This is a genomic window from Rhodocaloribacter litoris, assembly GCF_011682235.2.
Taxonomy (GTDB): Bacteria; Bacteroidota; Rhodothermia; order Rhodothermales; family ISCAR-4553; genus Rhodocaloribacter; species Rhodocaloribacter litoris.
The window spans coordinates 462,865-477,420 of record NZ_CP076718.1 but is presented as its reverse complement, the minus strand read 5'-3'; the positions used below and the strand labels follow the sequence as shown (position 1 = coordinate 477,420).

Genomic DNA, 14,556 nt, shown 5'->3' with positions numbered 1-14,556 from the left:
GCCGTCGTCTCCGTGAACCCGGCTGCGACGACAACTCTCTCTTTTGCCTATCGCAAGGAACGGTTACCATTCGAACCGTGTGTCCCGTGCCCCGCATGCCCGCACGCGGGCTCTTGCCGGGGCGAGTCCCCGGGCGGGATCCCTTCGGGGACGAGCAGATTGGTTCTCGAGAGTCCTTACCGGGCCTCCGGCTGCATGACGCGGCCTCCGGTGTGGCTCCGATTAAAGAAGCCCTGTCTTCATGTTTCGACCGTTCCGACAGGTTATCCGGCTGGCCGGTGTGCTGGCCCTGCTGGCCGTGGCCCGTCCCGCGCAGGCACAGCAGGCCGAGGTGCGGGTGGTGGAAGCCACCCCGGCGCGCTACGTCGTGGAGGTGACGGCCTCCTGGCCCATGGGGTTGCAGGCCTCGCTGGACTCGGCGCGGGTCGAGCGGTTGACCGACGCCTACGTGTTCGGCCTGGCCGGCGGCCTCTGGACGGCGACGACCAACCTGCGCCTGCGTGCCCTGGCCCCGCCGCGCCTGTCGCTCCTGGCCGCCGAGTATGACGAGGTGGCCCTGCCGGCGGAGCCGCTGCACGGGCCGGATGCACGGGCGTTGATGCAGCCGCCCGTCTCGGCCGAGGGGCTCGGGCTGGAACGCAAGCATCCCGTCGTGACGCTGACGGCGCGGCTCTATGCCTACGACCCCGAACGCGAGGTGCTGCGTCGCTATCGCCGGATGCGGATCGCCGTCGAGCAGCCGCCGGAGGCGGCCCGGAAGGCCGGCACGGCGTTCATGAACCCGCACCTCGCCGTGGATCGCAGCGTCCTGGCCGACGGCATCGTCTTCAAGATTCCGATCACGGAAGAGGGCATCTACCGGATCGACCGGGCCTACCTGGCTGCCATCGGGGAGGCCGTCGGCCTCTCGCCGGATGCCATCGAGCCCAACAACCTGCAGGTCTTCGGCAACGGCGGGGCCCCCCTGCCTGCGCTCAACAGCGCCGACCGGATCCCCGATCTGGCCGAGAACCCCGTCTTCGTGCGCGGCGGAGGGGACGGCGCCTTCAACCAGGGCGACGTGCTGCTCTTCTATGCCGCGGCCCCGCGCGGCTGGCGCTATGACCCCGAGACGGATCGGTGGACCCACTATGTCCACCCCTTCTCGAACGAAAACTACTATTTCCTCAAGGTCGGAACCTCGGCCGGCCTGCGCGTCGGCAACGAGGCCTTTCCCGGCGTCTCGGACGTGCAGGTGCGCACCCAGGTGACCGGGCGGTTCGTTGTGGACCTCGACGAGACCGTCTGGAGCAAAGAGCACGGCTCCGGGCACACGTGGGTGAGCCATCAGATCCGCAGTGGCGGCACGCGCAACATCTTTTCCGACGTGGCCCTGCCCGGGCTCGGCGAGGGGACGGCCACGTTCGACGTGCGTGCCGCCATCGCCTCCAACCCGGCGGCGACGCTGCTCTTCACGCTCAACGGGGCGGAACTCGGCCGGATCCGGGCGCCGCGCATCATCGGGCGGGCCGTGACGGATCCGGCGGCCGTGGCCGCCCAGGACCGCTTCACCCGGACCGTGACGGCCGGCACGCGGCTCAGCCTGTCCATGCGCCTGCTCGACCAGGCAGGCGACCCGCAGGCCGCACTCGACTGGGTGCGGGTCTTCTACCCGCAGCAGCTGCGGGCCGAAAACGGCCTGCTGCGCTTTGCCACGCCTGCCGGGGAAACCGGGTGGTTCGAGTTCGTCTTGCAGGGCTTTGACGAGGCGCCGCAGGTATGGGACGTGACGGCGCCCGAAGCCATCCGCCGGCTCGGGGTGCAGCCGGCCGGCACCACCTACCGCGTCCGGGTGCAGGTCACCGACCCGGCTCGCCCCCGCGAGCTCATCGCCTTCGTCGAAGGGGCGGCCCGCCCCCTCGATCCGGTCCGGGCCGCCGTCGTGCCCAACCAGAACCTGCACGGCGAACAGCGTTTCCCGGATTTCGTCATCGTCGCCCCCCGCGCCTTCCTGGAACCGGCCAGCGAGCTGGCCGAATACCGCCGCCAGCAGGGGCTGCAGGTGCTCGTGGCCGTCGTCGAGGAGATCTACAACGAGTTCTCGGGAGGCCTGCCCGACATGCGGGCCGTGCGCGACTTCCTCAAGTTTCACTACGACCGCGCTCCCGACGAGGCCAGCCTGCTTCGCTATGCCCTGCTCTTCGGCGACGGGCACTACGACTTCCGGGGGATCGTCGCCGGCGAGACCGAACTCACCAACTGGATCTTTCCGTACGAGACGGAGGAGTCCTTCGACCCGGATGCCTCGTACACCAGCGACGACTACTTCGGCCTGCTCGACGACAACGAAGGCGTCTGGCGCTATGGCGGCATCCGCGCCGTGAGCTCCGAGCGGATGGACATCGGGATCGGGCGCTTCCCGGTGCAGACCCTCGACGAGGCCCGCCTCATGGTCGAGAAAATCAAGCGGTATGAAAACCCCGAGACGTACGGCGCATGGCGCAGCCTCTACACCATGGTCGCCGACGACGGGCCCACCGGGCTGGCGGGCACACAGAACGACTTCGACCTGCACCTGCAAAACGTCGACCAGGTGGCCGAGCTGGTCCGGGGCGGGCTGCGGCCGGAGCTCAACGTGAAGAAGATCTACGGGGAGTCCTTCCAGCGGGTGTTTCTGAACGGGTTTCGCATCCCCGAAGCCAGGCGGGAGATCCTGGCCACGCTCGAGGCCGGCACGCTGCTGTTCAACTACAGCGGGCACGGGGGGCCGGACGGGCTGGCCCAGGAGGAGCTCTTCGTCAAAGAAGATGCGGCCGCACTGACGAACGGGGACCGCCTGACCATCTTCATCACGGCCACTTGTTCGTTTGGCTGGTGGGACATCGAGAACGAGCAGAGCGGAGCCGAGGTGCTGTTGCTGAACCCGAACGGCGGGGCGGTGGCGCTGATGACCACCGTCCGGCTCGTCTACACGTCGCCGGACACCACCTCGCTCAATGCCGGGCTCAACCGGGCGCTCAACCAGGCCCTGCTCACGTTCGACGAGGACGGCCTGCCCCGCCGGCTCGGCGATGCCATGCGCCTGACCAAGAACACGACGGTCGGGTTGCAGGGCAACAGCCGCAAGTTCAACCTGCTCGGCGATCCGACCCTGCGGCTGGGCCTGCCGCACCGCCGGGTCGTCGTCGAGACGCTGAACGAGGTGCCGCTGGCCTCCCAGTCCGCCCGGATGCGGGCACTCGACCGGATCACGGTCACCGGCGCCGTGGAGGCCGCCGGCGGCCTGGTCGATACCGGCTTCGACGGGTGGGCGGACGTGACCGTCTTCGACGCGGTCCGCCGCGTTTCCCTCAAGCAGCAGGTCTGGATGCCCACCCCCTATTACACGACCCGCGAGGACCTGATCTGGCGGGGCCGGGTGCAGGTCCGGGCCGGTCGCTTCTCGGCGACGTTCGTGGTGCCGAAAGACATCTCCTACAGCAACGAGCCGGGCCGCATCTCGGTCTATGCCCTGACGTCGACGGAGCAGGCCCTGGGGTACACGGAGCAGTTTGTCGTGGGCGGTACCTCGCCCAACCCGCCCCAGGATCCCTTTGGTCCGGAAATTGCCCTTTTCCTGAACGACACCACCTTCGTTTCGGGCGGGTTGACCCCGCCGGAGCCCGAACTGATTGTGAAACTCTACGACGAAAGCGGGATCAACACCGTCGGCGCCGGGGTCGGGCACGAGATGCTGCTCGTCCTCGACGGGGACGAAAGCCGGGCCGTTGACATCGGCAGCGGTTTCCGGGCGGCGGAAAACTCGTACCAGCGCGGCGAGGTGCGCTGGCCGTTGCCCCGGCTCGAACCCGGCTTTCACCGCCTGAGCGTACGTGCCTGGGATGTGCTGAACAACTCGGCCACGGCCGAGCTCGAATTCTTCGTCGCCGAAGACGATGCGCTGGTGCTCCGCAACGTGTTCAACTACCCGAACCCGATGAACCGGGTTACGCGTTTCGTCTTCGAACACAACCAGCCGCCGGGTACCGGGGCGCGGGTGCAGCTGCGCATCTACTCGCTCAACGGGCGGCCGATCCGCACCATCGAGGGGGAAGAGGCCCTGCCCGGCGGGGTGTTGCCCGGCGGGCCGGTGCAGATCGTCTGGGATGGACGGGACGAAGACTTCGACCGGGTCACCTCGGGCGTCTATCTCTACAAGCTCCGCGTCGAGGTCGAGCGCCCGGACGGCGCGCGCGACGTCGCCGAGCGGATCGAGAAACTCGCCGTCATCCGATAAGGGTAAATCAAATGAATACGATGAAGCCAATGCCGGCAACCTTTGAGCGTAACGTGCATTACCAATCTTCTGGACCTGCAGGCCGAAACGATACCGGAACGGTCGGGGCGCCTGCAGCCGGCCTTTCAAACCTTGCTGAGAAACCAATGCGTGCAATCGATTCGCGCCCGGGCTTTTGCCTGCCGGGCCTGCTGATCCTGATCCTTCTGACGGGCCTGCCGGCTTTGCCGGCTGCGGCTCAGGTGGGCGGGGCCGCCGTCGTCTTTCTGAAGATCGAACCCGACAGCCGGGCCGCCGGCATGGGGAACGCCGGCGTGGCCCTGGCGGACAACGCCTCGGCCATGTTCTGGAACCCGGCCGGGCTGGCCTTCCAGCGCGGCACCGAGCTGGGCATCACCCATTCGAACTGGCTGCCCGAATTCAACGCCGGGCTTTTCTACGAATACCTGGTCGCCAAACACAACCTCCCGGGCTGGGGTACGCTGGGGGCCCACGTAACCTATCTGTTCCTGGGCGAGCACGAACGCCGTGACGACAACAACGTCGCGCTCGGAACGTTCAAGTCCTTCGACCTGGCCGTCGGGGCCTCCTACGGCTTCAAGCTCAGCAAACACTTCGCCCTGGGCACGAGCCTGCGCTTCATCTACTCCGACCTGGCCGACGGCGAGGTGGACGGGCAGACGACCAAGCCGGGGATCGGCGGGGCCTTCGACGTCGCCGGCCTCTATCGCTCGTCTCCCTTCGGGCTGGGAGGGATCCAGACGACCTTCTCGGCCGGCTTCAACCTGGCCAACATGGGCCCCACCATCCGCTACACGGACGGCCCGGACGCGGACGCCGACCCCATCCCCACCAACCTGCGTTTCGGCTATGCCTTCACGTTCGAGTTCGACGAGTTCAACAAGCTCTCGATCGTGCAGGACTTCAACAAGGACCTCATCCGCACCCGCGCCGACTCCACCGGCAGCGACGTCGACCCCTGGTACAAGGCGATCTTTTCGGCCTGGCAGCCCATCGAGGTCTGTTCCGCTACCGTGGACCAGTGCCGCGAAGACCCGAGCAAGTTGCAGAAGCTGGGCGTGATGGACCAGATCACCATCGGGACCGGCCTCGAATACTGGTACAACAACCTCTTCGCCATCCGGACCGGCTACTTCTACGAGAACCCCCTGAACGGGAACCGCAAGTTCATGACGCTCGGGGCCGGCATCCGGTACAACATCATCGGGGTCGATTTCTCGTACATCTACGCGCTGGAGGAGCAGTCGCCGCTGGCGAACACCATGCGGTTCTCGCTGTTGCTCAACTTCGGCCGTGAATAGCGGGCTGCGCGACCCGGGCCACCCCGGCACGTAAACCTGTATGAACCTGACGCTGGTCTATATCACCGCCGCCGCGATGATCGGGCTGGGGCTGGTTTTCCTCTACCTGCTCATCGGGCGGAACGAGACGCGACGGCCGCAGAGTGCCGTGGAATGGATCGGGAGCGGGCTGTCGGTGCTGCTCGTGGCCTGCGCGGCGTTGCTGCTCTTTCTGGCGATGCGCCTGGAGCCGCAGGCCCGCACCGAGATCAATTTCAACGACCGGGTGGCGTTCGAAGACGTGCCGCTCGAGGTGCCGGCGGAAAACTTCACGTTCCGCCTGGTGGCCGACGACACCGAGCACGCCCTCGATGCCTACCGGGGCAAGGTGATCCTGCTCAACGTCTGGGCGACCTGGTGCCCGCCGTGCCTGCAGGAGATCCCCGAGCTGAACCGGCTCTACGAGGACCTGGCCGATGAGGGGCTCGTGGTGCTCTCGATTTCGGACGAACCGCCCCGGACGTTGCGGGCCTTCAACGAAACACTGCCGCTGCGTACCGTCAGCGGGTACGTGCCGGGGGCCGAGGCCGTCCCCCCGGTGTTCCGCAACGGCTTCGACGTGCGTCCGACCACGTACGTAATCGACCGCGAGGGCACGGTCCGGCGCTACCTGCTCGGGGCCCGCAACTACGACTTCTTCAGGCAGGTCGTCGCCCCCTATCTGTAGACGGAAGGTTTCTGCACCACCAACCCGGGACCGGGGGTTCTGCGCCGTAGTGCCGTGTGCCGAGATGCTCCTCGTCTGGCCCGATCCGCCGCTCTGGCTGATGCGGGGGGCCGGTGCGGCCGGGGGAGGGCTTGTCTTCGGCTGGCTGGCCTGGCGCCTGCGTTTCCTGGACGCCTCCGGGGCGGTGGCGGGCGGGCTGTTCGGGGCCTGCCTGCTCGGGCTGGGCGGGACGGCATGGGTGGTGCCGGCCCTCGTTTTCTTCGTCACGTCGAGCCTGCTGTCGAAGGTGGGGCGGCGCCGCAAGGCCGCGCCGGCCCGCCGTAGTGCGAAAGGGGACGTGCGCGATGCCGGGCAGGTGCTCGCCAACGGTGCCGTGGCCTGGGGCCTGTTGCTGTGGGCGGCCTTGGACCCGTCGCCCCGCTGGTATGCGGGTTTCGTCGGGGCTCTGGCCGCGGCGGCGGCGGACACCTGGGCGACCGAGGTGGGCACCCTGCTGGGCCGGCAACCCCGGCTGATCACGAGCGGGCGCCGGGTGCCGCCCGGAACGTCCGGGGCGGTGTCGTGGCCGGGGACGCTGGCGGCCTCTCCGGCGCGGGGGCCGTCGCGCTGAGCGCCTGGCCGTTTGCCGGCGGGCCGTTGCCCGGATGTGCGGCCCTCGCCGGTTTCCTGGCGGCCTTCGTCGACAGCCTGGCCGGAGCCCTGTTCCAGGCCCGCTACCGCGATCCCCTGACCGGCCACGAGACGGAACGCGCCGGGGCGGGCGGCGTCGCATACCCGCTGCTGCGCGGTCACCGCTGGCTCGACAACGACCGGGTCAACCTCCTGGGCACCTTTTTCGGCGCAGCGCTGGCGATGGCTTGCTTTCCAGCTGCCGGTTTTGGTTCTTAGGTGCGGCGTTCGGGGTGCCGGGTCCCTCCGCCGCGAGGTGTCCCGCAGCCGCCCGGCCCTGTGAGTTATCCGGTAGGACGTGCTATGCCCTGGTATAAGAAGCTTCACTGGCAGATCATCATCGGCCTGGTGCTCGGGCTGCTCTTCGGGATCGTCGCGGCCGCCGCCGGCTGGAGCCGGTTTACGGACCACTGGATCGCCCCCTTCGGCGACATCTTCATCAACCTGCTCAAGCTGATCGCGGTGCCCCTGATCCTGGCCTCGCTCATCACCGGCGTGGCCTCGCTCTCCGACCTGAAACGGCTCTCGCGCATCGGCGGCAAGACCCTCGGCATCTACATCGGCACGACGGCGGTGGCCCTCGTGATCGGGCTGATGGTGGTGAACGTGATGAAGCCGGGCGCGCGGGTGCCGCAGGAGATGAAGGAAAAGCTCGAAGCCACCTACGGCGGCGATGCGGCCGTGCGCCAGCAACTGGCCGAGGAGACCCTGCAGCGCGGGCCGTTGCAGCCCCTGGTCGACATGGTGCCGGACAACCTCTTCGACGCCGCCTCGGACAACAGCAACATGCTGCAGGTGGTCTTCTTTGCCCTCTTTGCGGGCATCGGTTTGCTGATGATCCCGCGCGAGAAAGCCCGGCCGCTCATCGCGTTCTTCGACAGCCTGAACGATCTCGTCATCAAGCTCGTCGAACTGATCATGCTGACGGCGCCGGTGGGGGTCTTCGCCCTGATGGCCGACACGATCACGTCCATCGCGGGAGACAACCTGGCACAGATCCTCGAACTGCTGGCAGCGCTCGGCTACTACTGCATCGCCGTGGTGCTCGGGCTGATCCTGCACATGGCGATCACCTATACCGGCATGCTCAAATTCCTGACGCCGCTCACGCTCAAACAGTTCTATACCGGCGTCAGCCCGGCCCAGCTCGTGGCCTTTTCCACCTCGTCGAGCGGTGCCACGTTGCCGGTGACGATGGAGGTGGCGGAGAAAAACCTGGGCGTTTCCGAAGAGGTGTCGTCTTTCGTGCTGCCCCTCGGGGCGACGATCAACATGGACGGGACGGCGCTCTACCAGGCCGTGGCGGCGGTCTTCATCGCGCAGGCGCTGGGGCTGGGGCTCGACCTCGGGGCACAGATCACCATCGTGCTGACGGCCGTGCTGGCCTCCATCGGTACCGCCGCCGTGCCCAGCGCCGGCATCATCATGCTCGTCATCATCCTCGAAGCCATCCAGGTGCCGGCCACCGGCATCGCCCTGATCCTCGGCGTGGACCGCATCCTCGACATGTGCCGGACCGTGACCAACGTCACGGGCGACCTGACGGTGGCCTCGGTCGTGGCCACGAGCGAAAACCAGCTCCAGGTGCCGCCCCAGGACGGCCTGGTTCCGGTGACGACCGAGGTGCAACGGGCCGTCGACGTCGGGTAGGTGCGATGCCGGCGGTGGGCCGGGTGCCCGGAAATGGTTATTTTCCGGAGACGAGAGGGCGTTGCCTTGCCCGCCGGCGGCCGGGCCGGAAAAAGGGGGGAGGTTCTTTTTCCGGTGGGAGACGGGGGGCACCGTCTTCGCAGGCCGCCCGGTAGAACGTTGAAAAGCCTGAAGGGCCGGGCACGGCCGGAATCAAAAAAACCCCGGTGCGTGCTGCGACACACCGGGGTCGGGTGCGCTTGGGAGGATTCGAACCCCCGACCTTTGGATCCGGAATCCAACGCTCTATCCACCTGAGCTACAAGCGCGTGTATCTGCAATATATCTATGCCCGCGTAACGCCGTCAAGCGTGTCCGGGTTTCCCGGGCGCAAAGTTTGTGCTAAGACGAGCGGGGCCGGGGCGTTCGTTTGCTGCCGGGTTGGCCGGTCTCGCCGGCCGGCCCGACAGGGTATCCCTGGAGAACGGATCGTCATACCGCCGACGTGAGGGGAAGGCCCATGGACCAGGACACCGTCCTCATCGAGCGATTCAAACGGGAGCCGGAAGCGGCCTACGCCGAGTTGCTGGAGCGCTACACCCCGTTCATCCTGCGGATGATCCGGCGTTTCCTGCGCGATCCCGATGAGATGATGGAGGTATACACGACGGTCTGCGAACGCTTTCGCGCGAACGATTTCCAGGCGTTGCGGCAGTTTCGTGTCGAGAGCGACCTGCTTTCCTGGATCAGCGTCGTCGTGGCCAATGCCTGCCGGGATCGGTTGCGGAAGCACCGGGCCGTCTCCATTCCGGAGGCGGTGCTTTCCCGGCTGGACGAGCGGGAGCAGCTCGTCTTCAAGTACTACTATCAGCAGGGCCTCACGCATGAGGAGATTGCCCATCTGGTTGCCGGCCACGGCGTTCCCTGCACGGCGCACGACGTTCTGGCGGCCATCGAGCGGATCGACGACCTGCTCACGGTCAGCAAGCGGTGGTACCTGCTGGCGGCCCTGCAGATGAACCGCGCCAGCCTTTCGCTGGAGGCCCTCGGTGAGACCGGTTACCAGCCGGAAGCGCCCGGTGCCGTCGAAGCGTTGGAGGCGGCCCTGGACGATCGGGAGCTGATCATCGAGCTGAACGCCGCCCTGAGCCGCCTCGATCCGGAGGACCAGTTGCTGGTGCTGTTGCGATACGAGCACGGCATGACGGGCCGGCAGATCGCCCAGTTGATGCAGTACGACAAAACCAAGCATGTCTACACCCGCCTGCGTACGATCCTGGCCCGCCTGCGCCGGGAGATCGGCGTGGACGAATAGGGCCGGGAACCCGTGTGTCGCTCTCCGGTAGGCGCTTTCTCCCCGCAGCGTGCCCTTGACCCGTCGTTCCGATGACCCAGATCGCCTCACCCGACCTGCTTCGACGAGCCGCCTCGTCTCGTACCCTGCCGGACGACTGGGATCCGGAGGGCGGTCTTCCGCTCGACGGGACGCTGGAACGCCATCGGTTCCCGCCGTTGCTGGCGGTGCTGTTCGGCCTGATCTTCGTGTTCGTGGTGTTTCAACTCGTCATCGCGCCGGTGGCCGTGGTGGTTCTGCTGCTGGCCCGGGGAACGCCGCCGGAGGGGTTGATGGAGGCGGTGCTGAACGTCATGCAGGAGCAGCCGGGCGTCTTGATGGTGGCCAACACGATCGGGCAGGTCTTCGGCATTGCCCTGCCGGCCCTCTGGTTTGCCCGGCTCCATACCCGCCGGCAGGCCGCCTTCCTGCGCCTGCGGCGACCGGAGGGCCGGCTCGTCGGCCTGGCCGTGCTGGGGCTGGTGGCCCTCGTCCCGGTGGTGCAGTGGCTGGCCCAGGCGAGCGAGGCCCTGCCCTGGCCCGAGTGGATCCGGGAGTTCGAACAGGTCCAGCTCGACCTGATCGAGAAGGTGCTGGAGCAGCAGATCGGGCTGTTACCGACGCTCTTCATGCTGGCCGTCACCCCGGCCCTCTGTGAGGAGCTGCTCTTCCGGGGATACGTGCAGCGACAGGCCGAACGCAGCCTCGGCGTCGCCGGTGGGATCCTGTTCACAGGCCTCCTCTTCGGCCTGTTTCACCTCCGGCTGACGCAGTTCATCCCGCTTTCGGTGCTGGGCATCTACCTGGCCTACCTGGCCTGGCGAACCGGGAGCCTCTGGCCGGCCGTCGTCGTTCACTTTGCCAACAACGCCTTTGCCGTCTTTCTGGGGGCCTACGTGGCCGCACGGCCGGACCTGAACGTGTCCGACCTCGAAAACGTGGCGATCCCCTGGTATGTCCTGATCCCGGCGCTGGTCTTTTTCGTGCTGTTCGTGTATGCTATCGACCGGACGGCCCGGATGGTGCTGCGCCGGCGCGGGCCGGTCGCCGCGGCGTCGCGGGGGCGAGTGGCCACCGGGACCGAGTCCTTTCCACAGCCAGAGCGAGACGATGTCGGATCGAAGATATGAGGGATGGGTGTCCGTCTACATGAGCGGCACCGACTACGAAGCGGACCTGGTGCGTGACCGGCTGGACGACGCGGGTATCCCGGCGGTCGTTCTGACGCAGCGCGACCATGCGTTCAACCTGACCATGATCGAAGGGCTGGCCCGGGTGCACGTGATGGTGCCGCCCGAACACGAGGCGGAGGCGCGTGCCCTGCTGGCGAGCGAGCCGATCAGCGACGAGGAACTGGAGGCGGCGGCTCTTGCCGCCAACCCGGAAGCCCCCCCGGCGCATGCCGACGACGAGGAGTCCATGCTCGATTCCGGCAACGAGCGTATTCGCCTCAGCACGCCGGAGGAGGGGGAAGAAGAGGAAGACACCTGAGCCGGCGCACGTTCTCACCTGCGGGATCGCCCATGTCCAACGCGGTGCTTCGCCTGCTGACGGCCCTGATCGGGATACCGGTGGTGGTCGGGGTCCTGTATGCCGGCGGGTGGTGGGTTGGCGGCTTGCTGCTGGGGGTGGCGTTGCTGGCCCAGCGTGAGGTGTACCACCTCATGGAGGCGGGGGGGCTGTCGCCGCGGAAGGCGGAAGGGCTCGTGCTCGGGGCCCTGCTGGTGCTCTGGGCCTATGTACCCGCAGCGGGGGCGGCGGCGCTGGCGCTGGTACTCGCCGGGCTGGCCCTGAGCCCGTTGCGGCATGCCGAAGACAACCCGCTGCCGTCGCTGGCGGCCACGGTCTTCGGCGCCCTCTATCCGACCCTCTTCCTCGCGTTCCTGATCCGGCTGCGCCTGGCCGAAGGCGGTGCCGTCGGCGACCGCGAGGCGTTCTGGCTGACGCTGGCCGTCGTGGTGCTCGTCTGGGTGACGGACACGCTGGCCTACTACACCGGCAAGGCGCTCGGCCGCCGCCCGCTGGCCCCCCGGGTTTCTCCCAAGAAGACCTGGGAGGGGACGATCGGCGGGGCCGCCGGGGCCCTTGCGGCCGCCGTGGTGTTCAAGCTGACGGTGCTGCCCTTCCTGGCCTGGCCGCACCTCCTGATGGTGGGCCTTCTCTGCGGCGTCGTCAGCCAGCTCGGCGACCTGGCCGAGAGCAAGATGAAACGGGCCGCCGGCGTCAAGGACTCCGGCACGATCCTGCCGGGGCACGGCGGCCTCCTCGACCGCCTCGACGCACTCATCCTGGCCGTGCCCCTGGTCTATCTCTACCTGGCCTACGTGGCCCGCCTCTACGCATGAAGCCGGTCCCGGGACCGCCCGGCGCGGCCGCGGCCGGACGGAACGATGTTCCGGAGGGTCTGTATAACCTGCGCCGACCGGCATCTTCGCGACCCTTTCCATCCAATGGCGGCAAGGACATGGGGCTGTTCATTCCAAGCAACCGCCGGATCCGGAACCGGCGCTTCTCGTACGAACCCCGCTACTACAATCCGGAACGGGAAGAGCGGCTCAAGCGCCGCATCCGCATCAAGAGCAAGTCACGGGCGCAGCGGCGAAATCCGGCAGGCATCATCTACTTCCTGGTCATGCTGGCCATGGCCCTCTACATCTACATGAAGCTGGGATGACCGGGAACAGGACGAGCAGCAAGAAGCACAACAGGAGGGCGGTGCGTGTCCGGCGTGGTGGTCGATCCCGATAGCATCATCCGGGTGATGCCCGATTCCCTCGCGAACAAGATCGCGGCGGGGGAGGTGGTGCAGCGCCCGGCCTCGGCAGCGAAGGAGTTGATCGAGAACGCGCTCGACGCGGGCGCCTCGCAGGTGACCGTGCTGTTGAAGGCCGCCGGGCGCGAGCTGGTGCAGGTGATCGACGACGGCTGCGGGATGGGACCGGCCGACGCCGTCACCTGCTTCCAGCGCCACGCCACCAGCAAGATCCGTACGGCCGAGGACCTCGAACGCATCCTGACCCTCGGTTTCCGGGGCGAGGCCCTCGCCTCGATCGCCGCCGTGGCACAGGTGGAGCTGCGCACGAAGCGCGCCACCGACGCCGCCGGTCTCTGCGTGCGCGTCGAGGGCGGGCGGCTCGTGGCGAAAGAACCCTGTGCCACGCCCGACGGCACCTCGGTCGCCGTGCGCAACCTGTTCTATAACGTCCCGGCCCGCCGCAACTTCCTCAAGTCGCCCGCCACCGAGTTCAAGCACCTGGTCGAGACGTTCCAGTTTCTGGCGCTTTCGCACCCGAACGTCGGCTTCACCCTCATCCACGACGACAACGAGGTGTACCGGCTCGCCGCCGCGCCGTCGGACGACCCGTTCGAGGCCCTGCGCCACCGGGTGGCCGCGCTCTTCGGCAAGGAGTACGAGGAACACCTCGTGCCGGTGGAGGAGACGACGAGCTATCTTTCGGTCTATGGCTTCGTCGGGGCCCCGTCGCTGCGACGCCGGAGCCGGGGCGAACAGTTCCTGTTCGTCAACGGGCGCTACGTCCGGAACCGCTACCTCGAACACGCGGTCGCCACGGCCTACGGGGATGCCCTGCCCGAGGGCGCCCATCCGTTCTTCACCCTCTTTCTGAACCTCGACCCCCGTCATGTGGACGTCAACGTGCATCCGACGAAGGCGGAGGTCAAGTTCGACGACGAGCGCGGCGTCTACGGCTTTCTCCGGGCCGTGGTCAAAAAGGGACTCGGTACGGCGGCGCTGACCCCGGAGATCGAGCCGGCGCCCACGGGCGCGGCGTCGTTTCCGGCAGCCCCCCGTCCGTTCGTCGTGCCGTGGGAGGGGGCGCGCCCGGCGACGGACCCGGAAGGCGCCTCCTTCCCGGCCCGGCCGGCAGGACGAGGAACCCGTTCCGACGCACCGCGGCCGGGCGAGTTGACGGAACGGCTGTACCGCCCCGCCCCCGGCACGGACGACGCCGAAGGGGCGGTGATCGCTTCCGGTGCTACCGCCAGCGACCTCGAAGACGAGACCCCCGACCGGGAACCCCTGCTGTGGCAACTGCACGACGCCTACATCCTCACCCAGATCCGCTCGGGACTCATGATCGTCGACCAGAACGCGGCGCACGAACGGATCCTGTATGAGAAGGCCCTCCAGAACCTGCGGGGCGGCTTCGGCCTTTCTCAGCAGCTGCTTTTCCCCCATACGCTCGACTTCTCCCCGGCGGACTACGAGCTGCTCACCGAACTGCTGCCGGACCTGCGCTCGCTCGGGTTCGATCTCGAGCCGTTCGGCGGGCGGTCGGTCGTCGTGCGCGGTGTGCCGGCCGAGATCCGCACCGGCGACGAACGCTCCATCCTGGAAGACATCCTGGATGCGTACAAGACCTTCGGAGACACCGGCCGGGACCGGCGGCGGGAGGCGCTGGCCAAAAGCATCGCCCGCCGCAGCGCCATCAAGCCGGGGGTGAAGCTTTCCACGAAGGAGATGCGGACGCTCATCGACCAGCTCTTTCTCTGCGAAATGCCCTACGCCTGCCCGCAGGGCCGCCCCACGATGGTCAAGATCGCCATCGAGGAGCTCCAGAAACGATTCGGTCGTGCCTGATGTGGGCGGGACCGGATCGACCCGTTTCGACGCCCAGCTCAT

12 protein-coding genes and 1 tRNA gene are annotated in these 14,556 nt (G+C 67.7%); 12 read left to right on the top strand and 1 reads right to left on the bottom strand.

Annotated features, from left to right (window positions below; all coding sequences use genetic code 11):
- Nucleotides 1-241: 241 nt before the first annotated feature.
- From porU to GQ464_RS01900, 6 genes are all read left to right on the top strand, one after another.
- Nucleotides 242-4,255, top strand: coding sequence for a type IX secretion system sortase PorU (porU, locus tag GQ464_RS01920; RefSeq protein WP_166980414.1), 4,014 nt, complete (start codon nt 242-244; stop codon nt 4,253-4,255).
- A gap of 146 nt (nt 4,256-4,401) precedes the next feature.
- Nucleotides 4,402-5,577, top strand: a complete 1,176-nt coding sequence (porV, locus tag GQ464_RS01915; protein ID WP_166980411.1) for a type IX secretion system outer membrane channel protein PorV — start codon at nt 4,402-4,404, stop codon at nt 5,575-5,577.
- A gap of 40 nt (nt 5,578-5,617) precedes the next feature.
- Nucleotides 5,618-6,283, top strand: a complete 666-nt coding sequence (locus GQ464_RS01910) for a TlpA family protein disulfide reductase (protein ID WP_166980409.1) — start codon at nt 5,618-5,620, stop codon at nt 6,281-6,283.
- Nucleotides 6,284-6,347: 64 nt separating this feature from the next.
- Nucleotides 6,348-6,893 (top strand): DUF92 domain-containing protein, encoded by a 546-nt coding sequence (locus GQ464_RS18680; protein WP_166980407.1) that lies wholly within the window; start codon nt 6,348-6,350, stop codon nt 6,891-6,893.
- Nucleotides 6,845-7,171, top strand: coding sequence for a DUF92 domain-containing protein (locus GQ464_RS18675; protein WP_166980405.1), 327 nt, complete (start codon nt 6,845-6,847; stop codon nt 7,169-7,171). The genes GQ464_RS18680 and GQ464_RS18675 overlap by 49 nt, the downstream gene beginning before the upstream one ends.
- Before the next feature lie 84 nt (nt 7,172-7,255).
- Nucleotides 7,256-8,602 (top strand): dicarboxylate/amino acid:cation symporter, encoded by a 1,347-nt coding sequence (locus GQ464_RS01900; protein ID WP_166980403.1) that lies wholly within the window; start codon nt 7,256-7,258, stop codon nt 8,600-8,602.
- Nucleotides 8,603-8,836: 234 nt separating this feature from the next.
- Here GQ464_RS01900 and GQ464_RS01895 read toward each other — a convergent pair.
- Nucleotides 8,837-8,910 (bottom strand) — tRNA-Arg (locus GQ464_RS01895).
- A 191-nt stretch (nt 8,911-9,101) separates the two neighbouring features.
- On the opposite strand from GQ464_RS01895, the gene GQ464_RS01890 reads away from it, so the two are divergent.
- The 6 genes from GQ464_RS01890 to mutL all read left to right on the top strand — a co-directional run bounded on the left by GQ464_RS01890 (nt 9,102) and on the right by mutL (nt 14,514).
- On the top strand, nt 9,102-9,896 hold the full coding sequence (locus tag GQ464_RS01890; protein WP_166980401.1) for a sigma factor-like helix-turn-helix DNA-binding protein: 795 nt from the start codon (nt 9,102-9,104) through the stop codon (nt 9,894-9,896).
- A 71-nt stretch (nt 9,897-9,967) separates the two neighbouring features.
- Nucleotides 9,968-11,044: a CPBP family intramembrane glutamic endopeptidase gene (locus GQ464_RS01885; protein WP_166980399.1), complete on the top strand. Its 1,077-nt coding sequence runs from the start codon at nt 9,968-9,970 to the stop codon at nt 11,042-11,044.
- Entirely contained in the window at nt 11,025-11,405 is a 381-nt protein-coding gene (locus tag GQ464_RS01880; RefSeq protein ID WP_166980397.1) for a putative signal transducing protein, read from the top strand. The genes GQ464_RS01885 and GQ464_RS01880 overlap by 20 nt, the downstream gene beginning before the upstream one ends.
- A gap of 32 nt (nt 11,406-11,437) precedes the next feature.
- Nucleotides 11,438-12,259 carry a phosphatidate cytidylyltransferase gene (locus GQ464_RS01875; protein WP_166980396.1) on the top strand — a complete coding sequence of 274 codons (822 nt, stop codon included), beginning with the start codon at nt 11,438-11,440 and terminating at the stop codon, nt 12,257-12,259.
- A gap of 119 nt (nt 12,260-12,378) precedes the next feature.
- Nucleotides 12,379-12,588: a hypothetical protein gene (locus GQ464_RS01870; RefSeq protein ID WP_166980394.1), complete on the top strand. Its 210-nt coding sequence runs from the start codon at nt 12,379-12,381 to the stop codon at nt 12,586-12,588.
- An 87-nt stretch (nt 12,589-12,675) separates the two neighbouring features.
- Nucleotides 12,676-14,514: a DNA mismatch repair endonuclease MutL gene (mutL, locus tag GQ464_RS01865; RefSeq protein ID WP_166980392.1), complete on the top strand. Its 1,839-nt coding sequence runs from the start codon at nt 12,676-12,678 to the stop codon at nt 14,512-14,514.
- Nucleotides 14,515-14,556 lie beyond the last annotated feature (42 nt).

Coding starts and splice junctions, on each gene's coding strand:
- GQ464_RS01885 (WP_166980399.1), top strand. CDS start 9,968: ATGACCCAGATCGCCTCACCCGACCTGCTTCGACGAGCCGCCTCGTCT.
- GQ464_RS01875 (WP_166980396.1), top strand. CDS start 11,438: ATGTCCAACGCGGTGCTTCGCCTGCTGACGGCCCTGATCGGGATACCG.
- GQ464_RS01880 (WP_166980397.1), top strand. CDS start 11,025: ATGTCGGATCGAAGATATGAGGGATGGGTGTCCGTCTACATGAGCGGC.
- GQ464_RS01870 (WP_166980394.1), top strand. CDS start 12,379: ATGGGGCTGTTCATTCCAAGCAACCGCCGGATCCGGAACCGGCGCTTC.
- GQ464_RS01900 (WP_166980403.1), top strand. CDS start 7,256: ATGCCCTGGTATAAGAAGCTTCACTGGCAGATCATCATCGGCCTGGTG.
- porU (WP_166980414.1), top strand. CDS start 242: ATGTTTCGACCGTTCCGACAGGTTATCCGGCTGGCCGGTGTGCTGGCC.
- GQ464_RS18680 (WP_166980407.1), top strand. CDS start 6,348: ATGCTCCTCGTCTGGCCCGATCCGCCGCTCTGGCTGATGCGGGGGGCC.
- GQ464_RS01890 (WP_166980401.1), top strand. CDS start 9,102: ATGGACCAGGACACCGTCCTCATCGAGCGATTCAAACGGGAGCCGGAA.
- mutL (WP_166980392.1), top strand. CDS start 12,676: ATGCCCGATTCCCTCGCGAACAAGATCGCGGCGGGGGAGGTGGTGCAG.
- GQ464_RS01910 (WP_166980409.1), top strand. CDS start 5,618: ATGAACCTGACGCTGGTCTATATCACCGCCGCCGCGATGATCGGGCTG.
- porV (WP_166980411.1), top strand. CDS start 4,402: ATGCGTGCAATCGATTCGCGCCCGGGCTTTTGCCTGCCGGGCCTGCTG.